The organism is Arthrobacter sp. JDC6, from assembly GCF_056484025.1.
This window is the reverse complement of sequence record NZ_CM151278.1, coordinates 1-24,390: the sequence shown is the minus strand read 5'-3', so window position 1 is coordinate 24,390 and position 24,390 is coordinate 1. Positions and strand designations below refer to the sequence as shown.

Here is a 24,390-nt window from a genome sequence, read left to right as displayed (position 1 = left end):
GTTTCGCATTCTGGGTCGTCGCCGCGCACGCGGCGATAGACCGTGAGGTTGGGTTGACCACTGCTGCGGTTTCGGCGGTGATGATCTGCACCCAGCTTGCGGTGCTGGGCACCGGTTCGGCCGTCATCGTCTCGGTGGGGCGGGGGGAGCCGCCGGCCCTGGGTGCTGGACGCGGCGTTTGGCATCGTGGGGGTGGCAGGGACCGTGCTGGCCCTGGGCTACCTCGTGCTGGAGTTGTTCGTGGCGCCGAACACGGCCCCGATGTCGGTTCTCTTCTGGTTGACGTTCGTGGTGGCTGCCGTCACGGGAACCATGTGCACGGTGCTGGACCAGGCGCTCGTCGCGTTGGGACGCGGCAGCAGCGCAACACTGAGGTACACACTGGGCGGCATGGTCTCCCTTGGGGCCACGGCGTTGGTGGCGTTGCAGGCGGCCCACGCGGCTACGGCCGATGTGCTGATGGCCTGCTGGACCCTCGGTTCGGCCGTCTCGTGCATCATCGGTGGCGTCCAGCTGCGGAGATTGGTGGGCTATCGGCCACGGCCGTCCCTGCATCCCGGGCGCGGACGTTCATTGCTGAAAATGGGCATTCCAAACCAGCTCCTCACCCTCACCGAACGCGCCCCGGGACTGGTGCTGCCGCTCCTGCTTGCGCACTTGGTATCGCCGGAGGTGGCGGCCTACTGGTATCCCGCATGGATGATGGCCTGGGCTGCCTACACAGCTCCGATGCTTATAGGCATTGTCCAATTCTCCGAGGGAGTCCGTGAACCGGGCCGCCTGGCGGCCACCACCTGGGCAAGTTTCCGCTGGTCCCTCATAGTCGGTGGCCTAGCTGCGATGGTCCTCATCGTCTTTGCCCACCCGCTGCTCCATCTGCTCGGCGACAGGTACGCCAATGCATCCACCGGCACCCTGCGGTTGTTGGCCGCGGGAGTGGTGGCCTATGCAGTGCTGCAGGCCTACAACTCCGTCTGCCGGGTGCTCGGCCGCTATACAGAGTCGATCATCGTCGGGGTGACACTTGGCGCCGCGCTCTGCGTCTCGGCGCTCCTGGGCGCCGACAGTGGCTCCAGCGCCATGGCCCTTGCGTGGCTGGTAGTGCTCTCCGCCGGGGCCCTGGTCATCGGACTGCGGCTCATCGCAATTCTCCACCGCACCAAAAAGGAGGCATCATGACCAGCACGCTCAAGGAGGCCATCCACCGTCCCCAGGCGCGCTGGAAAACCAGGGATGTCTGGTGCGCCGCAGCGGGGGCGGTGTCGCTCGCACTTGCAGCGTGGGCCGCCTCCACCGTGGCACTTCCTGTGAACAGCGACCTTGGACTGGTCGGTGTGCTGCCCTACCCGTTCTGGGTGGGGGTCCTGATTCTCAACATCGCCTTCGTCGTGGCACTGCGCGGGGATGCCGCGGGCCCTGCACGCAGCCCGGTGATGCTGTGGCTCCTCGTGGTACTGGTGCTCATACTCTTCGGCGCCGCTGTCTTCGTGACGGACGTACCGCGCGGTGAAGTGGCGTTCCGCCACCTGGGCATCGCCGACGCCATGTCGCGCAATGTGGCCATCGATCCCAACATCGATGCATACTTCAACTGGCCGGGATTCTTTGCCCTCCTGGCGACCGTGCTCGGAACGGCCGGCCTCGACCCCGTGAGCGTTGCCCTGTGGGCACCGGTGTTCAACGTGGGCCTGTGGCTCGTCGCCGTGGCCGTGGTGACACGGTACCTGATCAGCGATCCGCGCCGGCGCTGGCTGGTGCTCTGGCTCTTCTGCCTCGGCAACTGGCAGGACCAGGACTACCTCTCCCCCCAGGCCTTCGGCTTCTTCCTCTACCTGGTTGTGGTGGCCCTGGCACTGGGGCCGCTGGCAACGGAGCCTTCCCACTTCCGCGGGTTCCGGCGCGCCGACCTGGCAGCATGGTGGCGGGGCCGGTCCCCGGCCGAACCCCAGCCGGGGCGCCGGATTGGCGCCCTGGCCGTAACCCTCCTGCTGATCGTGGTCATTTGCGCGAGCCACCAGCTCACGCCGTTCATGGTACTGATCGCCCTCACCGCCCTTACCCTGAGCGGACGTCTCTGGCCCAGCAGGCTGCCCCTGATCGCCGGCGTCGTACTGGTGCTCTGGCTTGTCTTTCCTGCAAGCACGTACCTCGCTGGCCATCCGCCGCTGGCGGACGCGGGCCTGCAGACCGCCATCGAAGCAAATGTCGTCGACCGCACCAACGGGACCCCTGGACATCTGCTCGTGGTGCAGGTCCGAATGGGCCTCACCCTCCTGCTCTGGGCCCTCGCCGCCGTTGGAACGTTCCGCGACTGGCGCAGGGGGCGCCTTGACATCCGCGTGCTCCTCCTGGCCGTCGCCCCGTTCCTGCTCTTTCCCGCGCAGTCCTACGGCGGGGAAATGCTCATCCGCGTATCACTGTTCGCGCTCCCCTTCGTTGCGATGCAGGCGTCATCGGTCCTGCTTCCCGGAAACGTGGGATACCGGCCTTCCTTCCGTGCTGCGGGAGCCCTTGTCCTCACCTGCATCCTGTTCGCCGTCATGACCGTGACAGGCCGTTTTGGCAACGCGCAATATGACGTCTTTACCGATGACGAGATGGCCGCCATCGCCGCCGTGGACCACATGGCGCCGCCCGGCTCTTCGATTATCTCGGCTGACCATCCCACGCCGTGGCGCAACCAGGACTATCTGGAGCACCGATACCGGACCATTGAGGACCTCTGTCCCGCCGACCTGTCGGCCGAAACCTGCGGCCCCCTCATCTACGGTTACGCCAGGCACAATGCCGCCGGCGCCTACCTGCTGCTCCTGCGCTCATCGGAGTCGAGCCTGATCATCCAGGGCCAGACCACCGCCACGGGCCTCGGGGAGCTCGAGGACTGGCTTGATACGCAGGTCGGCGTGGAGCTCGCGTACAGCAATGCCGACGCACGCGTATACCGGGTGGGGCCATGACCGGCCGCGGAGTGAGCCGGCCCACCCTGGCGCTGGGGGTTGCCGCGGTGGTACTGGCCCTGGTCACGCTGGTCGGGTTGCCGACGCCGCTGCAGACGGTCGCCGCCATAGCCGTCCTCATCCTGCTCCCGGGCCAGGCACTGGCCCGGCTTATCCCGATTACCGACGTCCCGCTTGGCGTGCTGCTCGTCCTGGGACTGGGCCTGGCCACACTCACCGCAGTGTCCACGGCCATGTTCTACCTCACGCTGTGGTCGTGGCAGGCATGCGTCGTGACAATGGCCGTCATTACTGTCCTCGCATGCTTGGCGCGGGCACGTCAGGAGGTCGCATCATGATGGATCTGGCAGGAGTGCTTGCAGCTGCCGTGCTGCTCATCACCCTCGTAACCCTCGAGGTCCGGCGGCTTGGACCCGGCAGGTCAACCACCGCACCAAGCACTGGATCAAGCACTGGGCAACCGGCAGCAGCGCCGGTTCCCCACAGCCAGTCCAGGAACAGCAGGATCGTAGTCGGCGTCATGTGGGCGGCCTTCCTGCTCCTTCTCTTCCCCCGCGTCCTTGGACTGCTTACGTGAACCTGGGGCGCGGGGCGCGATGGTTGCTCGTCAGCGACCTCCATCTGGACGTCACTGACGACGATCCCCGGAACCCCGGCAGGGTACTGCCGGGGTTCCTCCACCGCGAGGTGCCCGCCGCCCCGGGCATGCAGCAACACCTTGTCTTCGTTGGTGACACTTTTGAACTCACAGGCCTGTCCGAGAACGAGAGCCTGGCCCGGCTTGACTCCATCTTCGAACGGCACCCGGCCACTCTCCGGGCCCTCGAGGCGTGCGTGGCGCGCGGGGTGCAGCTGCACTTCGTATGCGGGAACCATGATGTGGAGTTGGCCCGCCCATCGGTGGCCGCACGGCTGGCGGCGCTGCTGGCACCCGATGATCCCACGCGGGTCCGGGTGCACCCGTGGTTCCTCTATGTCCCCTCCGTGCTGATGGCCGAGCATGGACACCTGCATCACGCGCTGCACCGGATACCCGAGGTGCTGCGCACCGCCGTCAACGGCACTGACGGGCTGGATCTGCCGCCCCTCGCCGCCTGGCATGCCCATCCCACGCGGTCGCGCCTCAGTCGTGCCGGAGCTGTTGCCCAGGCCTGTTTGGCCTCGGAACGGGCGGAACGGCGCGTCCGCGGCCCGGCCTATGGCGAGCTGCTCCAGACCGAGTCGCAGCGGCTCGCGCTCAACGGGACGGCAGTGCGGGAACTTGCACGCCTGTCCCGGTTCCGGACGGTGTCAGCGCTTCCCCTTACCGCGACCCGCATGGTGCTTGCTGCCACTGGACGCAATGTCAGTGGCGGGCAAGCTCCTGCGGCGGCAGCCCGGGTGGCGGGCATTCTTGAAGCGCACGGTTCCGAAGTGGCCTGGTACATCTCGGCCCACACGCACCGCGCCCTTGAATCACGGCTGGAAGGTTCTCCAACCCGGTACATCAACACTGGCACCTGGTCGTCGGACGTCCGCGGCCAAGGTCCGGATCAGTTGGACCGCCAGGTCTTTCCCTACGCGCTGATCGATGTCGCCGACGACGGGGGTACCAGCGGCGGATTGCGGTACTGGCACCCGGACGCCGGCTGACCCCACTGCCGCAGCCCCTGAACGCAGCGCTTGTGCCGGGTTTGATTCAACCTCCACATTGGGAAAGACCTCTTAGTCGTTGGCTCTGTTTGGTTGCCACCAACGTTAAGAGGTCTTTCCCATGGACGGGACGGGCAGCGTCCTGGCTAGGTGTTCACCCTCACTGGACTTCCCGCCAGACTGCGCCTTGGGGAATTTCACTGCCCAACTGGGTTGTGGAGCTGTGCGCCAGCCGGCGGCCGCGGAGGTAGCCGGCGGAGGTGAAGGCCAATACCGCAAGGACGGATCCTGCCCGTCCCAGTCCCATGGGATTGTCGCCCCGGCTCCAATCGCGGATTCCCGAGAACACGGCGCGCGGCAGTGTGCTGCGGACATACCGCCGTTCGGGACCGAGGGCCCGTTTGTGCCCCACGACGTGGCTGACCTGTGCCTTGGAGAGGCCCTCCGACCAGGACCTGGAAAGCATGTAGCGCACAGTCCCACGTTCCTGCGGGACGTGATGCCGGACCAAGGCAGCAGGTTCGTAAACGATCCGGGAACCGGGTGCGCCCATGGTGGAGCGGATGCAGATCTCGGTCTCCTCGCAGCCAAGCGGCAAATTGCCTTGCCTGCCCAGCGCGATGTTGAAGCCACCAACCTGTCGGAGGACGTCGAGCCTGAAGGACATGTTTGCCCCAATGAGGTTCCGGACTTCGGAGGCAACCGTCGGCATTCCGCGGTGGCTGCATCCAACGATCCAGTCGAGTTCTTCACCGAAGTAGCCTGGGCGGCCCTGGTCCCATACAGGTTCGACGCGGCCGCCAACGGCCAGCACGTCGGGATCGTCGTAGAGGACAAGCAGCCGTTCCAGCCAGTTTGGCGTCGCCACCGCATCATCATCCAGGAAGGCCACGATGTCCCCCTCTGCGAGTCCGACGCCCGTGTTGCGTGCCCCTGAAAGCCCCGGAGGGCCTTCGCTCTCCACCACTGTCACGTCGTCGACAATTTCGAGGAGCCGACCGTAGAGGTCCTCGTTATGGTCCACGACCACCAGGATCTCCTGGGGGGCGACAGTTTGGGCGCGGACGGACTCGATCACGTCCAGCAAAAGCTCCCAACGGCGTTCGGTGTAGGCACAAATCACGATCGACACACTTGGACGGACAATTCGATCCAGCATGCTAAGCCCCCTGAACCAATGCAAGGATGCTCTGCGGGTCGGTTGGCGTCCGCGGAACGCTGACGTTGGCGTAGGCGTACTTGACCCGGCGCAGGGCTTCGGGCCGGGCGCCGGCCGTGGGTGCCTCCCACATGGTGCATTCGTGGGCCAGCTTCCTCAGGACCCGCCACCCATCACGGAAGGTCTGCAGGTTGGAGGCTCCCGAAATCCGGTCAAGCTCAATGCTGGGGACTTCCGCAATCCGGAGGCCGGCCCGTGCTGCCCGGACGATCAGTTCAGTTTCGATTTCGAATCCGTCTGATTCGAGTTGCAGGATCTCAAGGCATTCACGCCGAAACGCAATATATCCGTAGCAAAGATCGGAGTAATTGCTGTGCAGCACCGCGTTGGCCAACTTGGTCAGCGCCTGGTTGCCGGCTTTCCGCAGGCGCGTGAGGTCCTCGGAGCCCCCACCGGTGACATGCCGCGAGCCCTTGACGAAGTCGTAGTCATGTTGCAGCGGGGAAACGAACCACCCGATCTCCTGCGGGTCCATGCTGCCGTCCGCGTCAAGCATGACAATAATGTCGCCTGAGGCGGCAGCGAACCCTGAGCGTAGGGCCACACCTTTCCCCTTGCGGGGCTCATTGACGATGACGAGATTGTCGCGGACCGCCTGGGCTACTCCCACAGTGTTGTCGGTGGACCGGCCGTCCACGATGATGACCTCATCAACGTAGGACGGCATCCTGCGCAGGACCCACGGAATGTTCCTGGCTTCGTCCAGTGTTGGAATGACGACGCTGACGGAGGCCTTACCGGGCTCCGTGCCCTGCATCGCAAGAGTAATTGGGAGCTGGATGGAAATGGACAAATACCTCACCACTTCATGACGTTTGCGGATAGTTAACAACGAACCCGCCCGCTTGGAAGCCGAGCGCGTCTTTGACGCTTTATCCGGTCATGGGTCTGGTCTCGGGCCCCAGCTCTCGTTAGCCTTTGACTCTGGCCGTGGAGAAAGCCTATTTCCACCCCTTTCGAGTGTCACCAGTAGCGAGTACTCAGTTTCTGCAGTCATATTTACTGCGATAAGGCAAGTACGGGGATTACGGGTGCAGGGTGATATTAGGTATAGGGGTTATTGTCTGCCGCGCGTTTTTAAGTACGGGGGTTATCATGCCGCCCTTCGTGGTTCATGCGATGGGGTGGCGCCGGTACTGCCGCCAATACCGCAATCGCCGGGCCCTGCAAGGCCCCAGCGTTCGCCGGGCCGGCCTTCAGCCACGCGGCCGGGACCTTGAGCAATTGTGGATCTAATCTTGATGCAATCCAGCGCAAATTTGTATGGTGCCATGTTTAGTGGCGCGTTATATTCGCTTGTAGCGGCCTACGCGTTGGGGAGCGCGGCCACCATTTGAACCGGCAGTACAAAATGCGGTCTCCTTCTTCGATGATTGGGGACCCCATGCCGCTTGTGGGCCGAAACAAAGAAATTGACCGGATTCTTTCTGCGATCCGTGGCCCCAAGGAAACAGCCTTGGCCATCGTCGGCGGCCGGGGCATAGGCAAGTCAGCCCTGTTGTCCGAAATTTCCTCTCTCTGCGAATACCGGTCCGTGTTCCTGGCCGCCAGCGCCGCTGAATCGGGCTGGCCCTTTTCCGGTCTGACTGCGCTGCTGAATGAGATGGATGACCCGGTCCTGAACGGGTCCGTCGACGCCCTCCGGGGTGGCAACGCCGGTGCCCTGACCGTTCCCGCTGTGTCCGGCATGCTGCTCAGCGGACTGCAGCGCCGGTCGTCAACGCGGACCATCATTGCGATTGACGACGCCGACAGCCTGGATCCGGCCAGTCAATCAGTCATTGGATTCCTGGCACGGCGACTGGCCGGCACGGAAATTGTCCTTTTTGCGGGCATGCGGGACGAGGTCCCCGGAAGCCCCTTCACCGGCCTCCCCGCCCTGCGCCTGGGTGCGCTGAGCCAGGGTGACACCGTGCGGATGCTGGAAAGCATGCCAACCAAACAGACCACGACGGCGGTGGCCCACGCGGTTGCCGCAGCCACCGGCGGCAACCCGCTTGCCGCCGTCGAACTGTACAGCGGGCTGGTGGAGAGGCACGCCGGCGGCAAGTGCGCACTGCCCATCCCGCTGTCCTCCACGAGCAGCCTTGACGCTGGACACGCATCAGCGGTGGCCGCTCTGACCCCCGGCGCGAGCATGGTCCTGGACCTGCTTGCGCTCTCGTTCCGCAGTGACATCACCACTATCGGGAAAATCGACCATGAAGCGTGGCTTCACGCAGATGAATTGGTGGCTGCCGGACTGGTGCAGCGATCCGGACAACACCTGTGGATAGCGGACCAGATGCTGCGGGGCCATGTGCACGCGGCCATGCCACCTGACGTCCGCACCGCAACCCACCGCGCCCTGGCTGAAGCAGCACGGGGCACCGATCGGCATGCCCGCAGCTGGCACTTGAGCTTCGCGGTGGTCTTGGAGCACGAAACTCCCTTCCACCTTCTCCGTAACGCGGTGCACCTGGTCCGGAGGGGCGAGGTGTCCTTCGCGGTGGAGTGCATCGAGCGGGCCCTCGCCATCAACCCGGGCGAAGCGGAAACGGCGGCACGCCTCACCGGGCTGGCCGAGCTGCTCTTCACCCGCGGTGATCTGGTGCATGCGCGCCGGTACCTGGAGTGGGCGCAAGGGGTCACCCGCGACCCCAACCTGATTCTGCGGTTGACCGGCCTCTCCTTCGAGATCGATTTCGTCCAGGGCGTTGCGGTGCGCTGCAGCATGCTGCAGCGGCTGGTAAAGGAGTTTGGCCAGCACGATCCGGGGTATTCCGCTGCCCTGCTGGCCATCGGCGCCGTCTATTATGCCGAGCGGTGGGAACTGAAAGAGGCAGTTGAGCTGCTGCGCCAGGGCGGCGCGTTCCGCGGCTCCGCGTCCTTGCAGTGCCTGGCCATCGCCGACCATGCCGAACTGCTGGTCGAATCGATCAGCGGCGGAAGGGCAAACCCCTCCCGCCGCCCCGGGCAGGTCCGCAGCGCCCGGCCGGCCCGCCTCCTGCTGCGCGGCCGGGCGCTCACCTATGCGGAACAGTACGAAAGCGCCCGTGAAGCCTTCGCGATGCTCCGCAGCTCCACAGAACCGGACCACGCCAACTGGCGGGAAACAGCAGCCCTCACGGCAGTAGACAATGAGATCCGCGCCGGGAATGTGGCAGCGGCGGTCAGGCTGATCGACGAACTCGAGCTCTGCCAACCTGACCTGGAGTACCACCGGGGAGCCCGGCACCTGTTCCGGGTTTGGCGTGCCTACTCGTTGGGCGATGACGAACTCGCGCGTAACCAGGCCGCCAATGCCCTGGACTATCTGCGATCGGGAAACCACCCTGGGCTCACGGCACAGCTGGCGGCCTGCCATGGCCACTTCGCACTCCTGCGGGGTGACCTGGCGGAGTCCGTTGTCCAGTTGTCCAGGGCCGCGGAAATCGGTCTGGGGCTGGGCAACCCCACCCTGCTGCGCTGTGAGGCCGACCTGGTGGAGGTACTGGTCCGTCTTGGCCGGCACCGTGAAGCCACCCAGGCTCTTCAACGCCTGGAAAGCCGTTCGGCGGGGTTGCGCTCTCCGTGGCTGGTCATGGTGGTTGCCCGGAGCCGCGCCATGCTTGCGGACGGCGAGCAGTCCCTGCAGCTCTTCAAGCAGGCGCTTGAAGACAGGAACGGTCACAGGCTTGAGCGGGGCAGGACCCTGATGTGCTATGCGGAACGTTTGCATGGCTTCGGCAGGCTGCGCCACGCGCGGGAGGCCTTGCTCCGGGCCAAGGTGATGTTTGACGAGGCCGGGGCTGATGCCTGGACGCAGCACGTGGACGCCCTCCTGCTGGACGAACGGTGGGAGGCCGTCCGCCCGCAGGGCAACCCGTCAATGCTCTTGCTCACGGACCATGAGAGGGCGCTGGCGATGATGGTGGCCCGGGGGATGCGCAACAAGGAAATAGCCGGCACATTGTATGTTTCGGTCCGCACCGTCGAAGTACGCCTCACGGCCATCTACCGCAAGGTCGGCGTTGAGTCCCGCGCACAGCTGACTGCCCTGGCCGCCGGCAAGGCAACTCCGGCTGCGGAGCCGTACGTCCTGCCCGTCCTGTGATCCACAGGTCCCCGCAGTTTCCACATAGTCCCTGTTCCGAACCACATAGCCTTCGGTGTCCAGCCGGAAAGTGTGCCCCTGGCGAATAGCCTTGTCCCACGTTCAGAGGACGTCACGCGCCGGGAAAGGTACAGCATGGACCGGATTCCAGTAACGACACCCCGGCAGGCTGCTGCCGGAGCCGTCACGTGAGCGAACTGATCCTGATAGGTGCCAGCGGCCTGGCGCGTGAAGTCCTGGCCATGGTCCGCGGCAGCGGCCAGTATGACGTGGTTGGGCTGCTCGATGATGACAGGGAGATGGCCGGCGTCACCGTCGATGGTGCCCCCGTCCTTGGCAGCATTGATGATGCAGTCAACTACATGCACGCCTTCCTCCTGGTGTGCATTGCGTCCAGCAGGGAACGCGAAGCGGTGGTGTCGCATCTGGGCACCTTGGGGATCGGCGAGTCGAGGTACGCCAGTGCGGTGGATCCTTCCGTCCAGTACCCGGAAGGCTGCCGTGTGGGCCGCGGCAGCATCCTGCTGCGCAACGTAACCCTCACTGCCGCCGTGAGCCTGGGATCCCACGTGGTTGCCATGCCCTCCGTCACGTTCTCGTACGACGACGATGTCTCCGACTTTGCGACCTTCGCCGCGGGCGTCTCACTGGGCGGCGGCGCCAGGATAGGCAAGGGCGCCTACCTCGGATTGAATTCGAGCGTCCGGGAGAGGACATCCGTGGGAGACTACGCGACCATCGGCATGGGCGCGGCCGTTCTCAGCAATGTTCCCGACGGCGAAACGTGGGTAGGGGTGCCTGCCCACCAAATTGACCATGGTGGGTTCAACTACGGCTGGATCCGTTAGGGGTGTGCCCCCGCCGGCAAGGCCGCCGTCCGGAAGAACAGCTCCGTCACCGCGGTCAGGCGCCGTGGATCCTCAATCCCGCACAGCTCCCGGGCCGAGTGCATGGACAGCAGGGGCACGCCCACGTCCACGGTCCGGATGCCCAGCCGGGTCGCGGTGAGCGGCCCGATGGTGGAACCGCAGGGCACCACGTTGTTGGACACGAATTCCTGGTAGGGAACGCCTGCTTCGCCGCAGAGCCGCGCCCAGAATGCGGCGCCGAACGCGTCCGTGGCGTAGCGCTGGTTGGCATTGATCTTCAGCAGCGGCCCGCCGTTCAGCACGGGATGGTTGGCGGGGTCGTGCCGCTCGGGATAGTTGGGGTGCACGGCGTGGCCGGCATCGGCAGAGAGGCAGAACGACGCCGACAAGGCCTGCCGCCGTTGGCTCACCGTCGCGCCCAGGCCGTCGGAGATGCGCACCAGCACGTCCTCGAGGATGGGCCCGCAGGCTCCTGAGCGGGAGTTGGAGCCGATTTCCTCGTGGTCGAAGGCGGCAAGGACCGCAATCGGGCCGCCGGCGGCTGCGGACTCCGCATGGGCGGTCAGCGCTGCCAGTCCGGCATGCGTGGCGGAAAGGTTGTCCAGCCGCCCTGATGCGAAGAACTCCCCCTTGCCCCCGAAAACCGCAGGCGCCTGCGTGTCCGCAATGACGACGTCGTACCCGCCAATCTGCCCCGGATCGACGGATGCGCCGGCAACCGACGCCGCCAGCACGCCCAGCAGGTCGGAGTCTGAAGGACTTCCCAGCCCCCAGACGGGGTTCATGTGGCGCTGTTTGTCCAGGGTGAGGCCATCATTCACGGCCCGGTCCAGGTGGATGGCCAGCTGCGGGAAGCGGAGCAGCGGCCCGGTGGCCGTGAGGTGCTCGGTGCCATCAAGCATCACCAGCCTGCCCGCCAGCCGCAGCTCCCGGTCCAGCCAGGAATTCAGCAGGGGGCCGCCGTAGATTTCCACCCCGGCCTGGAGCCAGCCGTGCGCACCCGTGGTGGGCTTGGGCTTGAGCTTGAACGACGGCGAATCGGTGTGCGCGCCCAGGATGTTGAAACCCGTGGCGGGTCCCGCGTCTTCGGGGACCACCCAGGCGATCAGGGCGCCGTCGCGGATGATGAAGAAGGAACCGGGCCCGGCCTCCCACGGCTGCAGCTCATCCAGGCGGGTGAACCCGGCTTCCTCCAGGCGCCGGCCCCCCTCATGCGCAGCGTGGAAGCTCGACGGCGATGCGCTGACATAGGCGCCAAGGTCCTGGATGTGGTCTGCAGCAGAGGGAGGCAAAGGCATGGTCCCGAGTCTAGTGCCGCGCCTACTCGACAGGTGCCGGCGCAGCCTCGGTTGCCACGTCCGGCTGGCCCGCGGCGGCCACGCCCTTCCGCCGGTAGCGCAGCACGCCCACCGCCACCACAACGGCTGCCAGTGCAATCGAAAGCAGCAGGGACTCCCGGGTGGACTCCACGATCACCATGCCGATCAGCAGGGCCACGATGCTGATGATCGCTGCCCACGTGAGGTAGGGGAAAAGCCACATCTTCAGCTGCAGGTCCTTTGCTGCGGCTCCCATGCGCTTGCGGAGGACCAGCTGCGAGGCGGAGATGACCAGCCAGACGAACAATGCGATGGCTCCGGAGGTGTTGACCAGGAAGAGGAACACCGTGTCCGGGGCAATGTAGTTCAGGCCCACCGTGACGAAGCCGACCACGGTGGAGGCGAGGACCGCGGCAGCGGGTACGCCGCGGCGGGAGATGCGGGTCCATGCCCGCGGTGCGTCACCGCGGGTGGAGAGTGAGAACAGCATGCGGCTGGCGGTGTAGAGGCCGGAGTTCAGGCAGGACAGCACAGAGGTCAGCACCACCACGTCCATGATGGTTCCGGCGCCCGGGATGCCGAACAGTTCGATGACCGCTACGTAGGGGCTCTTGGCCACCGAGGCCGAGTTCCACGGAAGCAGGGTGACCACCACGGCGATGGAGCCGATGTAGAAGACCAGGATGCGCCATACGGTGGACTTCACGGCCTTCTTCACGGCATCCACGGGGTTTTCTGATTCGCCGGCGGCGATGGTGGCGATTTCGGCGCCGAAGAAGGAGAAGACCACCACGAGGATTCCGGCCAGGACAGCGCCCGGACCGTTGGGCATGAAGCCGCCGTTGTTGATCAGGTTGCTCAGGCCGGGGGCTGGGACACCGGGGATGAGCCCCAGGATGGCGGCGGCACCGAAGACCAGGAAGAGGACGATCGCCGCCACCTTGATGGACGCGAACCAGAACTCGAACTCGCCGTAGGACTTCACCGAGCCGAGGTTGGTGAGCGTCAGCAGCACCATGAGGACAAGGGCCCAGACCCACTGGTCAATGCCCGGCACCCACCGGTGCATGATGGCTGCGCCTGCAGTGGCCTCGATGCCCAGGACGATGATCCAGAACCACGCGTAGAGCCAGCCGATGCTGAACCCTGCCCAACGGCCCAGTGCCTTGTCCGCATAGGTCGAGAATGAGCCCGTTTCCGGGTTTGCCGCGGCCATCTCCCCCAGCATGCGCATGACCAGGATGACCACCAGGCCCGCGGCAGCATAGGCGACGAGGATACCCGGGCCGGCCTGCTGGATGGCGGCACCCGAGCCGACAAAGAGGCCTGCACCAATGACGCCGGCGATGGCGATCATGGACAGGTGCCTGGGTTTCAGGGACTTTGAGAGTTGCTGGTCAGCATGCATGGAAGCGCCGTCCTGTTGGGAAAATAGCATGGGTTGAGCGACGTGCCTTGGTGGACCACCGGGGGACCGTGTGATGCACCACATCGTCGTTTCACCCTAGGTCGGCCATTATGCACCTTGCTTTGTGCACTCCAACAGACCTGGTTGCTCCCAACAGGACGTGCCTCCAAGCAGGAACCACCACGGGCAAAGAAAGTTTCCCGCCATGCACTTTTGTAATGTGCCGGAAACCACGCGCCGTCCCTCTCGCCGGGGGCGTCAGCAGTGGTTGGCCGCTAAACGTCCCGCCGCTTCAACAGGACTGCCGCGAGCAGGACGGGGATAATGACCCAGGCGCCAAGGACGAGTGCCGCCTGCCAGGCTTCCAGGGTGTCCGGAACATGCAGGGCCGCCGTCAGCGGATCAACGGTATTGCCTGGCAGGTACTTGCGGGCCTCCTTGAAGAAGTCCCCGGGAATGAGCTGGAAGGCGATGGGTGCCACGAAGAAGATGCCCACCAGGCTCATGATGCCGCCGGCGGAATTCCTGATGAGAGTGCCCAGGGCCATGCCGATGGCGGCGACGGCGGCCACATAGATGCTGTTGACCAGAAGGAGCTTCACCGACTGGGAACTGCCAAGGTCCAGCGTGAGGCCATAGTTGTCCAGGATGGGCACGGCCACCAGTCCTGCCACCCAGGTGGAGACGGCGGTAACCACGAATGACGTCACCATGACCACCACGAGCTTTGCAGCGAACGCGGGAAGGCGCCTGGGCACGGCCGCGAAGGTGGACCGGGCCATTCCGGTGGTGAATTCCGAACTCATCAGGAGCACACCAAGGGACCCCAGGATCAGCTGGGCGAAGGCGATGCCGGAGGTGGGCACGCTGACGGCAAGATCGCCGCCCTGCGATGCCATCCGCGCCGCGGCCTGCGGATCCCTTGTGGCCGCGTCGGCGAACTGGCCCGTCCCCCACGCGGACAGCGCGCCGAACCCGACCATGACCACCGCCGTGGAAGCGAGCAGGATCAGCGTGGAAAGGAGGCTGCGGAACTTGATGACTTCCGAGTTGAGCACCCGGAGGAACGTGGGGCCGGGCAGGGCCCGTCCACCGGCACGGGGGCTGCGGCCCCCGGCGGAGGATGCGGGGTCAGGCGAAGACGTGGGTTCGGTGGTGGTTACGCTCATTACTTGCTTACCTCCGCGGCGGGCAGGGAGTGGTATTCGACGTCGTCCTTGGTCAGTTCCATGTACGCCTCCTCGAGGCTGGCGACGAGCGGCGTCAGTTCGTAGACCATGACGTGGTTTTCCAGGGCGGCCGCCGCGATGGTCCTGGGCTCCAGGCCCGTTACTTCGAGCAGTTCCCGCTCCGGGACGTCGATGGACGCGCCCCGTCCGGCGAGCAGCTGGTGGAGACGGTCGGGTTCGTCGGTACGCACCCGGACCCGTGCCTGCCCCTTGCCGGTGATGATGTCACGGATGGGTGCATCGGCAATCATGCGGCCGCGCCCAATGACGATCAGGTGGTCGGCGGTCTGGGCCATCTCGCTCATCAGGTGGCTGGAAAGGAAAACCGTGCGTCCCTGCCCTGCGAGGTAGCGGACCAGGTTCCGCACCCAGACCACACCTTCCGGGTCCAGGCCGTTGACGGGTTCATCCAGGATGAGGGTCTGCGGGTCCCCCAGCAAGGCTGCCGCTATGCCCAGCCGCTGGCCCATCCCCAGGGAGAAGCCGCCGGCCTTCTTGCGTGCCACGGCCTCCAGCCCCGTCATTTCAATCACCTCGTGCACCCGGGATTTGGGGATGCTGTGCGTGGCCGCCATGGCCAGCAGGTGGTTGTAGGCACTGCGGCTGGTGTGGACCGCCTTGGCATCGAGAAGGGCACCCACTTCGCGCAGGGGTGCCTTGTGCCGGACGTACGGCAGGCCGTTCACGGTGACCGAGCCCGACGTCGGCCGGTCCAGTCCCATGATCATCCGCATGGTGGTGGATTTTCCTGCCCCGTTGGGGCCCAGGAAGCCGGTCACTTGCCCTGCCCTGACGGTAAAGCTGACGCCGGCCACGGCGGTTTTGGCGCCGTAGACCTTGGTCAGCCCGTTTGCCTCGATCATGAAGAATCCTTTGCACGGCAGCGCGCGGCTGCAGACGACTTTCGGTGGGTGTTCATGCCTTACGCTACCGATGCCCGGGCAGCTTTTTCCCGGAATCAGGGTTGATTCAGGGGAGAATCAGGGTAGTTACTTCCCCCACGTCCACGTGGTCAGCGGCGCGGGGAGTAATACGTCAGTGCCTTCGGCTGGATCCGGTACGCGACGCTGCGCACGCCGGCCAGCGCTTCGCCATCCACCGCCAGCGCCATGGGTGCGCCTCCGGCGTCGATCCTTACCTCTGTGGCCTCCCGCAGGTGGGTGATGCGGGAGCTTGCCACTGTTCCCGTCAGCACGGACCACAGCAGCCGCAGCCGGGCAAAGGATTCGTCAGCCGTGATCATCCGGACGTCCAGCACGCCGTCATCCATCACCGGCCGGAACAAGGGCGCATGGTCCCGGGGGTAATAACGCCCCCTGCCCAGATAGGCAATCCACACCTTGCGCACAACGCCGTCCACGGACAGGGTGGTTGGGGTGCCCGCCGCAAAGGTCCTGAACATGGCCACCACCCCTGCCAGCGGCTTCCCGAGCGCCGGTTGCAGGTGTTCCCGGCGGCGGACAAAGTTCGGATAAAGGCCGACGCTGGAGGTGTTCAGCATGACCATTTCCGAGACCTCCGGGCTTCCCGCCAGGCCCCGTTCCGCCGTCACCACCCCGATGTCCGCCAGGGCCGCTTCACCTTTGCTGGCCGCATCCACTGCATCCTTCAGGCTTCCCGTCCCCGCGTCGCGCGCAAAGTGGTTCAGGGTGCCGCCGGGCAGGACCAGCAGGGGAATCGAACGTGCGACGGCGGCGGCGGCAGCTGCGCCGACCGTTCCGTCACCGCCCCACACGCCCAGGGCGCGGGTGCCAGGGAAGTCGGCGGTGGCGGCGATCCGTTGCACCAGGTCCTCGTCCGGCTGCACGGTATTTATATGCGCTTTGGGAAATACTTCCTTGAGTGCTGACGCCGTCTCCTCCTTGAAGGATCCGCCCAAGGTGTTGACCACAATGCTCAGACCCTCGCCGCCCGGCAACTCAGGCGCACTGGTCCATGCCCTGGTCGTCTGCGGAATCGGCGGACGAACCGGCCACCAATGGCGGGTCACCAGCGCAGCACCGGCACCAAGGGCCGAACCGAAGAGGACGTCCGACGGCCAGTGGGCGCCGGTGTGAACCCGCGAATAGGCGACTCCCACGGCTGCGGGAGCCAGGGCAGCACCTACGGCCGGGCGGACCAAGCCTGCCCCGACTGCGAACGCTATCGCAGACGCCGAATGCCCCGATGGCATGGAGGAACTGGTGGGCTGTGGATGCACGAAGCGGAATACCGGAAGATGTTCGGGGAGCGGGCGGGTCCGGGGGAGCAGCGTCTTGAACACCACGTTGGTCACGGCGGAGGCCACCCCTTGGGCGATCAGCCCATGCAGTGCTGCCCTCCGCGTCTTGCCGGGAAACAACGCCAGGACGGCCGCCGCTCCCATCCAGAGCTTTCCGTGGTTGGCCGAGGCGGAAAGCCGGCGGAAGAACACATCGTGGTTGCCGCCGGGCAGGTTGGATACATGCTTGAGAAGGTATCTATCGAGGCGGCTGATCCAGCTTCTCCCCCGCGGCCTGGCGCTTTGCATGTGATCACCCTAACCCAAGGTCTAGTCCCGCTTGGCGGCTTCCTGCCCGGCGGCTTCCTCGACCGCGTTAAGGGGCCTCGCGGCACCGGCAAGAAGCAGCGCCACCAAGATGGGTGCCATGATGGCCAGCAGCGCGGTGTGGATACCGGTGAGGTCACCGAGGTAGCCCAGCAGCGGTGGTCCAGCAAGGAATGATATATACCCCAAAGTGGATACAACGGAAACGCGTGCGGCTGAGTGCCGTGGGTCATCGGACGCAGCGGACATGCCCATGGGGAAAGCCAGGGCGGCGCCGACGCCCCACAGGGCTGCACCGATGCCGGCCAGCCAGATATTGGGCGCCAGCACAAAAAGGCCCAGGCCCGCGGCCGCTGCGGCCATGCTGGCCCGCAGGACTGCCACCCGTCCGTATGCGTCAATGACTCGGCCGCCCAGGAACCGCATGGCGGTCATGGCCAGGACGAAGAGGGCGAACATGAGGGCGCCGGTGGATTCGGAGGCCGCGAGCCCGTCCACTGAGGCCTTGGCGATCCAGTCGTTGCCCGCTCCCTCGGTGAGGGTGGCGCCCAGGACCACGACGCCGATGAGCAGTGTCCTGCTGTCCCGCCACGCGGACGGTCCCTTGGCGGGTTTCGGCTCCCCCTCCACGGGGGCGGTGGAGATGTGGGGAAGGAAGTAGCGTGGCACGGTCAATGCCACCAGCACCACCACGGCTGCAATCGCCATGAGATGCAGCGGCAGGTCCACACCCAGGGTGGAAAGCCCTGCACCCACCAGGGCGCCAACGAATGCGCCGCCGCTGAAGGCCGCGTGGAACTGGGGCATGATGGTGCGACGGAGCTTGTGCTCCACGTCGGCCCCTTCGATGTTCTGTGCCACATCCCAAAGGCCAATGCCAATGCCAAAGAAGAACAGCGAAACCGCTGTTCCGGGAATGGACGTGGCCGAAAGCGACAGGGCGATTCCCACACCTGCGGCCGCCGCCAGCAAGCCCGCAAAGCGGACCGTGTTGGCGGTGCCAATCCTGCCGACCACCAGGCCGGCGGTGGGAAGTGCCAGCAGTGAGCCTACGGCCGTGCACAGCAGCAGCGTGCCCATTTGCCCTGACGTGATGTGCAGCGTCTGCGTAACGGCAGGGATCCTGGCCGCCCAGCTTGCGAACACGAGTCCGTTGATCCCGAAGACCACGAACGTGGCTGCGGCGGCGGCTCTCAAGCCTGCCTGCTCTTCCTTACCTGTACTGGAGCTCATACGTACACTACTTCCACAGAGTATTTTTTAAGGTCGGCATGGTCCTGGGCGCTGAATTGCCGGTCCGTCACGATGACATCCACTTTTTCCAGGCCGACGACGAGCACCCGGGCGCTGGCCTGCCACTTTCCCGCGGAGGCGGCCACCACCACTCGTGCCGCAGCTTCCAGGCCGGCCTTCTTCACCGCGGCATCGTCGAGGTCGTGGGCCAGCAGGCCGTCGCGGAAGTCCACTGCGCAGGGCGTGACCACCGCGGTGTCAAAACGCAGGGACCTGATGTTGGACTCGGCCAGCGGTCCGCGGAAACAGAGTTCACCGGGCACCACGCTTCCACCCGGCAGCAGCAGGGCGGGGCGGGAGCCTGCGACACCGTCACCGCCTGCAGCCGCATTGAGGGCCTGCAGGGACATGGGCATCAGGGTCACCTGCCGGCCGGCCGCTGCCCGCGCCACTTCGGTTGCCGTGCTGCCGCTGTCCAGCCAGACGTGTTCGCCGTCGGCCAGCAGGCCGGCCACGGCAGCTGCGATGCGCTTCTTGGCATCCCGGTCCTCCAGCTCCCGCTGTCCGTAGCCCGGGTTGCGGCCGTGGCCTATCAGGCTCCTGGCGCCGCCGTGGACCCTGCGGAGCACACCGTGGCCGGCCAGTACTTCAAGGTCCCGGCGGATGGTTGCGCCAGAGGCGGCGCAGGCCTGCATCAGGTCCTCGACGCTCACCTCCGGCTGCCGCCGGAGGATTTCGGCAATGGTCCTGTGCCGCTCGTCCGTTTTCATGAGCAAATGATATCAACTCATGATCATTTGCTCATGTGGTGGCCGGGACAGCTCAGCGGCTGCGCGCCACCCTCTGTTCGTCCCACACCGGCTCCGCCGACTCGTACACCTTCCCGTCGGAGCCGAATACGATGAACCGGTCGAAGGTCCGGGCAAACCAGCGGTCGTGGGTGACCGCCAGGACAGTTCCCTCGAAGTGGTCAATGGCCCGCTCCAGCGCTTCAGCGGAGTGCAGGTCCAGGTTGTCCGTGGGCTCGTCCAGCAGCAGCAGGGTGGCACCACTGAGCTGAAGCAGGAGGATCTGGAACCGCGCCTGCTGGCCGCCGGAGAGTGACTCATACTTCTGTTCCGACTGTCCCGCCAGGCCGTAGCCGTCCAGGGCACCCGCGGCGGCCTCCCGGCCCAGCCCGGAACGGTGTTCATCGCCGCGGTGCAGGATTTCCAGCAGGGTCTTTCCCAGCAGGTCGGGACGGACATGGGTCTGGGCAAAGAATCCCGGCCGGATCCTGGCACCGAGCTTGACGGTGCCTTCGTGCGGTACCTCGGCGATGTCAACATCGGACACGGGCAGGTGTTCGCGTTCGGGGTCAGTGCCGCCAGTTGCCAGCAGCCGCAGGAAGTGCGACTTGCCGGAACCATTGGAGCCCAGCACGCCCACGCGGTCGCCGAACCACACTTCCGTGGAAAAGGGCTTCATGAGCCCGGTGAGTTCCAGCTTCTCCGCCACGATGGCGCGCTTGGCGGTCCGTCCGCCTTTGAGCCTCATTTGCACGTTCTGCTCGATGGGCAGCGCCTCGGGCGGCCCCACTTCAAGGAACTTTGCCAGCCGGGTCTGGGCGGCATGGTAGCGGTTGGCCATGTCGGAGCGGAACGCGGCCTTGTTCTTGTACATGTTGACGAGTTCCTTGAGCTTGATGTGCTCCTCGTCCCAGCGCTTGCGCAATTCCTCGAACCGGGCGTTCCGGTCCGCCCGGGCCTCCACGTACGATTCGAATCCGCCCCCGTGGATCCACGCGGCGGCCCCGTTGATCCCCGGCTCAAGGGTGACAATGCGCCCGGCGGCGTTGTTCAGCAGCTCGCGGTCGTGGCTGATGAAGAAGACGGTTTTCCTGGAGTCATTGAGCTTCTCCTCGAGCCAGCGCTTGCCCGGCACGTCAAGGTAGTTGTCCGGCTCGTCCAAAAGGAGGAGATCGTCCGGGCCGGCGAACAGTGCTTCCAGCACCAGGCGCTTCTGCTCGCCGCCGGAAAGGGTCGACGCCGGGCGGTGCTGTGCGCGGTCAAAGGGCAGCCCCAGCGCGGCCATGCAGACCTCGTCCCAGACGGTCTCGACGTCGTAGCCGCCGGCGTCCCCCCAATCCACGATGGCCTGGGCGTACCGCATCTGGGTGGGCTCGTCGTCGTCCTCCATCATGGCCAGCTCGGCGTCATCCACCTCGCGGGCAGCGGCTGCCAGGGCCGGGGGAGCGGCGGACACCAGGAGGTCCCGGACGGTGGAGCCGTCCCGCACCTGCCCCACGAACTGGCGCATGATGCCCATGTTTCCGGACCGCCCAATGACGCCCTCGTCCGGGACCAGGTCTCCGGCGATGATCCGGAACAGCGTGGTCTTCCCCGTGCCGTTGGGCCCGATGAGGGCGGTCTTGGTGCCGTCAGGGACCTTGAAGGTCACTCCGTTCAGGAGCTGGGTGCCGTCGGAGAGGAAGTAGTCGATGCCGGAAACGTCAATATGGGCCACACCGTCAATCCTCCCACGCCGGTCCCTTGCCTGGCGGGGTCCCCTAGCCGGCGGCGGTGAGGAACTGCTTCAGCAGCGGGCCGGAGGTGGTGGCGCCCAGGCCGCCGTCCTCCACGAAGACGGCTACGGCCAGGTCCCCGTGGACGGCCACGATCCAGGCGTGCGTCTTTGGCGGAGTCTCGGTGCCGAATTCGGCGGTTCCGGTCTTCGCCCCTACCGGTGCCCCGGGGACGCTGGACAGGAACCCCGCGTGGCCGGACGTGACGACGGCGCGCATCATGTCTGCCAGCGACGCCGCCTCCGCAGCCGTGATCGGCTTGTCCGAGGCGGTGGAGGGTGCCTCGGCAGCGGCGGTTGCGGACCGGTCGGCCGCGGGGGCAGTGGAACCTGCCGTTGTTCCGGCAGCGGGCGCACCGGCGTCGGGGTTGAGGACCAGCTGCGCGGCGACGGGGGCGCCCTTGGCCACGGAGCCGGCCATGATTGCTGCGGCCAACGGGGAGAGCAATACCTTGCCCTGGCCAATCATGGACGCTGCGTGTTCGGTGCCCTGCGCCTGCCCTGGAACGGAGCCCAGGAAGGCTTCGGCGCCAAGTTTCGGCGCCTCCACCGCCACTCCCATGGACGTGGCAGCGGCTTCAAGCTGGCCCTGCGACACCGAGTCACGCTGGGAGATGAAGGCAGTGTTGCAGGAGTGGGCAAAGGCGTCCCGCAGGGTCACCGCGCCCAAAGAGGTCTCGGGGTAGCCTTCCGAGTTTTTGAAGGTCCGCCCGTCCACCGTGAGCGTGGGGGTGCACTGGATGGTGGAGTCGGGCGTCATCCCGTTCCGGAACATGGCCAGGGAATCCACCATCTTGAAGATCGATCCCGGGGCGTACTGTCCCAGCATTGCCGTGTTATAGCCGTTGCTGCCCGGCCCGGAAGCCGCTGCCAGCACGGCTCCGGTGGAGGGTCGGAGGGCCACGATGGCTGACGCCGGCCCCACCGGCTCCAGGATGCCCTCAGCCAGCGTCTGCAGCCGCGGATCGAGGGTGGTCTTCAGCGGCGTCCCGGGCTTGGGCTCCACCTGGAAGAGGACGCGGCGGGGGTCGGTGCCGGCGGATTGGATCTGTTCGCGCGTGAGGTCGGCCCGTTGCGCGCGGATGACGACGGCGTCCGATCCGCGGAGCTGTTCGTCATACTGCTGCTGGAGCCCTCCGATGCCCGTGACGTCCCCGGGGGCCAGGGCGCCATCGGACGCCTCGATTTGTTCCGCCGTCGCTTCCCCTACCGACCCGAGCACGGCCCGGGCAAACGTCCTGCTCGGGGCCAGGGGGATGGATGCCGGGATGCCGCGGGCGCCGGGAATGGCCTGGATCTGTGCATCGGTGATGGTCCGGCCCTCTTCGCGGAGGGTGATGGCGGAAACAAAGGCCTGGGCCCCTGCTGCCTTGACCTGCTGCACGTAGGCGGCAGGGTCCACTCCCACCAGGGCAGCCAGTTTGCCGGCGGAATCGGCGGGGTCTGCGCTGCCCAACTGGGGCTTGTCGATGCCCACATTCACCACGGGGCGGTAGGTCACCAGCGGGACGTCTCCGGCGCCCAGGATGTCTGCGCGCTGGGGGGTCTGGGATCCTTTGGTCACGATTTCGCTGTCCCCGAGGCCCGGTGCCAGGATGGCCGGATCCCAGACGGTGAGCCATTTATCGCCGGACTTCCTGAAGTTCGCTGCGATGGTGTACTTCCATTCCGCGTCGCCGAACTTCCAGGTGTAGTTCAAGGGTGCGGAGGCCTTGTCCCCGTCCAGCGTGAGTCCGCCTGCCTGGACCTCGGGCTTTTGCGGGTCCAGGGCCGCGAAGACCTGGTGCAGCTGGTCGTTCGCTGCGGCGGCGTCCTTGCCGTCGAAAGCCACGGACCCTACGTCGAGCGCCGAGACTGCGCCGGCCAGCTGCCGTGCCGCGGCTTCGGCGCCGGACTTTCCGTCATCGCAGGCCACCAGCGAGGTTCCGATAATGAGCGCAGTTATGGCAAGCGAAAGTTTTGTTGTTTTCCCCATCGCGCCATTATCCCCCGGGCCGGCTGACATCAGCGCCACGCGTGTTCAGTCCCGGGTCATGGAGCGTTATGAGAGCCCCAGGTCCGGCACCGGCAGTTTGAAGACGTCCTTCAGGGCGGACGTTGCGGCATGCAGCCCGGGCATGCCCGTCACCCCGGGACCCGGCGGTGTCGACGACGAACACAGGTAGACGCCCAGCAGCGGCGTCCGCCACGGGATGGGGGACACCACCGGCTTCTGGACCAGACCCCGGACGTCCATGATGCCGGCGCTGAAATCGCCCCCAATGTAGTTCCGGTTGTATTCAGCCAACTCCGCTGCGGTGATGACGTGTGATTCCACCACAAGATCGCGGAATCCCGGGGCGAACCGTTCCAGCTGCGCGGCAACCTGGCTGGTCATGTCCTTCGTCGAGCCGGAGGGAACATGGCAGTACGTCCACAGTGTGTGCCGGCCTGCAGGGGCGCGGCTGCGTCGAAGCGGGACGGCTGGGCCACGAGCACATATGGCCGTTCAGGATGGTGTCCGGCACTGACTTCGTTTTCCGAGCGTGCCAGCTCGGCCCGCGTGCCGCCCACGTGCACGGTGCCGGCGTCGGAGAGTCCGCTGGCCTGCCACGGCACCGGCCCGGACAGGATGAAGTCCACCTTGCACGAGCCATTGCCGTAACGGAAGCGTTCCAGGGCCCGCCGGTAATGTCCGGGAAGTGATTCCCCTGCCATGTCCAGCAACCCCGGGGTGCCACGTCCAGCAGCGTGGCGCGGGTGGCAGGAAGCTGTTCCAACCGGTCAATCGGGGTTCCGGTGTGGATGACTCCTCCGTGGGCGCGGATGTCGTCCGCGAGGGCTGCCGCGATGGATGCGGAACCGCCGCGGGGGATGGGCCATCCCACGGCGTGTCCCAGGGCACCAAGCATCAGCCCGGCTCCGGAGGCGGCGAGGGAGGGCAGGTGGGAGATGGCATGGGCGGCCACACCGCTGAGGAGGGCCGGCGCCAGTTCCTCCCGGAACCGAAGGTTCCACAGCCCGGTCCCTTGTTCCAGGGTCCGCAGGCCGTAGACGCCGGCCACCAGGGGGTTCCGGGGGATCCGGAGGAGTTGGTTTTGGGTGAAGTCCATGACGTCGTCAATGTGGCGGACCAGTGGCTCCATGAGCCGGCGGTACGCGGGTCCGTCCCGGCCCAGTCCTTCAACGGTCCTGTCCATCGATTGATAGGCCAGGGCTGCCCGGCCACCTTCCAGCGGGGAACCGAAGGACACGTCCGGGGTGATGAGGTCCACCCTTCGGGGCAACTCGAAAGCGCGGAAGAAAGGGGACGCCACAGCCATTGGGTGCACGGCGGAGCAGACATCATGGAAGTGCCCGGGCTGCATCAACTCCGTGGTC

18 protein-coding genes and 1 pseudogene are annotated in these 24,390 nt (G+C 66.1%); 7 read left to right on the top strand and 12 right to left on the bottom strand.

The genetic code is table 11. The features are described 5' to 3' along the window. Window positions 1-162 precede the first annotated feature (162 nt). Genes ACV095_RS00095 through ACV095_RS00075 form a run of 5 tightly spaced genes read left to right on the top strand, consistent with a single transcriptional unit; the run spans window position 163 to window position 4,589 of the window. Window positions 163-1,179 carry an MATE family efflux transporter gene (locus ACV095_RS00095; RefSeq protein WP_268002240.1) on the top strand — a complete coding sequence of 339 codons (1,017 nt, stop codon included), beginning with the start codon at window positions 163-165 and terminating at the stop codon, window positions 1,177-1,179. Continuing rightward, window positions 1,176-2,957, top strand: a complete 1,782-nt coding sequence (locus tag ACV095_RS00090; RefSeq protein WP_018769841.1) for a hypothetical protein — start codon at window positions 1,176-1,178, stop codon at window positions 2,955-2,957. Before ACV095_RS00095 ends, ACV095_RS00090 begins: the two co-directional genes overlap by 4 nt. Further along, window positions 2,954-3,295 carry a hypothetical protein gene (locus ACV095_RS00085; protein WP_142070000.1) on the top strand — a complete coding sequence of 114 codons (342 nt, stop codon included), beginning with the start codon at window positions 2,954-2,956 and terminating at the stop codon, window positions 3,293-3,295. Before ACV095_RS00090 ends, ACV095_RS00085 begins: the two co-directional genes overlap by 4 nt. Next, window positions 3,292-3,534: a hypothetical protein gene (locus ACV095_RS00080; protein WP_018769843.1), complete on the top strand. Its 243-nt coding sequence runs from the start codon at window positions 3,292-3,294 to the stop codon at window positions 3,532-3,534. The genes ACV095_RS00085 and ACV095_RS00080 overlap by 4 nt, the downstream gene beginning before the upstream one ends. After that, on the top strand, window positions 3,531-4,589 hold the full coding sequence (locus ACV095_RS00075) for a metallophosphoesterase family protein (protein ID WP_478222642.1): 1,059 nt from the start codon (window positions 3,531-3,533) through the stop codon (window positions 4,587-4,589). The genes ACV095_RS00080 and ACV095_RS00075 overlap by 4 nt, the downstream gene beginning before the upstream one ends. Window positions 4,590-4,749: 160 nt before the next feature. Here the strand turns inward: ACV095_RS00075 and ACV095_RS00070 are convergent, their stop codons facing one another. Then, entirely contained in the window at window positions 4,750-5,748 is a 999-nt protein-coding gene (locus tag ACV095_RS00070) for a glycosyltransferase family 2 protein (RefSeq protein WP_043425013.1), read from the bottom strand. 1 nt (window position 5,749) lies between these two features. After that, the gene (locus tag ACV095_RS00065) at window positions 5,750-6,565 is read right to left on the bottom strand and encodes a glycosyltransferase family 2 protein (protein ID WP_478222641.1); all 816 of its coding nucleotides are present in this window, start codon (window positions 6,563-6,565) and stop codon (window positions 5,750-5,752) included. A gap of 594 nt (window positions 6,566-7,159) precedes the next feature. On the opposite strand from ACV095_RS00065, the gene ACV095_RS00060 reads away from it, so the two are divergent. Beyond that, complete coding sequence (locus ACV095_RS00060; protein ID WP_478222640.1) at window positions 7,160-9,883, top strand: helix-turn-helix transcriptional regulator; 2,724 nt, start codon at window positions 7,160-7,162, stop codon at window positions 9,881-9,883. 188 nt (window positions 9,884-10,071) lie between these two features. Beyond that, the gene (locus ACV095_RS00055; RefSeq protein WP_018769848.1) at window positions 10,072-10,731 is read left to right on the top strand and encodes a PglD-related sugar-binding protein; all 660 of its coding nucleotides are present in this window, start codon (window positions 10,072-10,074) and stop codon (window positions 10,729-10,731) included. Here the strand turns inward: ACV095_RS00055 and ACV095_RS00050 are convergent. From ACV095_RS00050 to ACV095_RS00005, 10 genes and pseudogenes are all read right to left on the bottom strand, one after another. Continuing rightward, entirely contained in the window at window positions 10,728-12,050 is a 1,323-nt protein-coding gene (locus ACV095_RS00050; protein ID WP_478222639.1) for a M18 family aminopeptidase, read from the bottom strand. The two genes, ACV095_RS00055 and ACV095_RS00050, sit on opposite strands and share 4 nt — an antisense overlap. Window positions 12,051-12,072: 22 nt before the next feature. Next, window positions 12,073-13,479, bottom strand: a complete 1,407-nt coding sequence (locus ACV095_RS00045; protein ID WP_018769850.1) for an amino acid permease — start codon at window positions 13,477-13,479, stop codon at window positions 12,073-12,075. Window positions 13,480-13,754: 275 nt separating this feature from the next. After that, window positions 13,755-14,648, bottom strand: a complete 894-nt coding sequence (locus ACV095_RS00040) for an ABC transporter permease (protein ID WP_478222638.1) — start codon at window positions 14,646-14,648, stop codon at window positions 13,755-13,757. After that, window positions 14,648-15,571, bottom strand: coding sequence for an ABC transporter ATP-binding protein (locus ACV095_RS00035; protein WP_478222637.1), 924 nt, complete (start codon window positions 15,569-15,571; stop codon window positions 14,648-14,650). The genes ACV095_RS00040 and ACV095_RS00035 overlap by 1 nt, the downstream gene beginning before the upstream one ends. A 149-nt stretch (window positions 15,572-15,720) precedes the next feature. Beyond that, window positions 15,721-17,217: a bifunctional phosphatase PAP2/diacylglycerol kinase family protein gene (locus ACV095_RS00030; RefSeq protein WP_134164858.1), complete on the bottom strand. Its 1,497-nt coding sequence runs from the start codon at window positions 17,215-17,217 to the stop codon at window positions 15,721-15,723. A gap of 21 nt (window positions 17,218-17,238) precedes the next feature. Continuing rightward, window positions 17,239-18,468, bottom strand: a complete 1,230-nt coding sequence (locus tag ACV095_RS00025) for an MFS transporter (RefSeq protein ID WP_478222636.1) — start codon at window positions 18,466-18,468, stop codon at window positions 17,239-17,241. After that, complete coding sequence (locus tag ACV095_RS00020; protein ID WP_478222635.1) at window positions 18,465-19,238, bottom strand: DeoR/GlpR family DNA-binding transcription regulator; 774 nt, start codon at window positions 19,236-19,238, stop codon at window positions 18,465-18,467. The genes ACV095_RS00025 and ACV095_RS00020 overlap by 4 nt, the downstream gene beginning before the upstream one ends. 52 nt (window positions 19,239-19,290) lie before the next feature. Next, window positions 19,291-20,973 carry an ABC-F family ATP-binding cassette domain-containing protein gene (locus tag ACV095_RS00015; protein ID WP_478222634.1) on the bottom strand — a complete coding sequence of 561 codons (1,683 nt, stop codon included), beginning with the start codon at window positions 20,971-20,973 and terminating at the stop codon, window positions 19,291-19,293. 43 nt (window positions 20,974-21,016) lie between these two features. Next, the gene (locus tag ACV095_RS00010) at window positions 21,017-23,005 is read right to left on the bottom strand and encodes a penicillin-binding transpeptidase domain-containing protein (protein WP_018769857.1); all 1,989 of its coding nucleotides are present in this window, start codon (window positions 23,003-23,005) and stop codon (window positions 21,017-21,019) included. A 66-nt stretch (window positions 23,006-23,071) separates the two neighbouring features. Next, a pseudogene (locus tag ACV095_RS00005) lies at window positions 23,072-24,389 on the bottom strand (phytoene desaturase family protein); the annotation flags it as partial. Window position 24,390 lies beyond the last annotated feature (1 nt).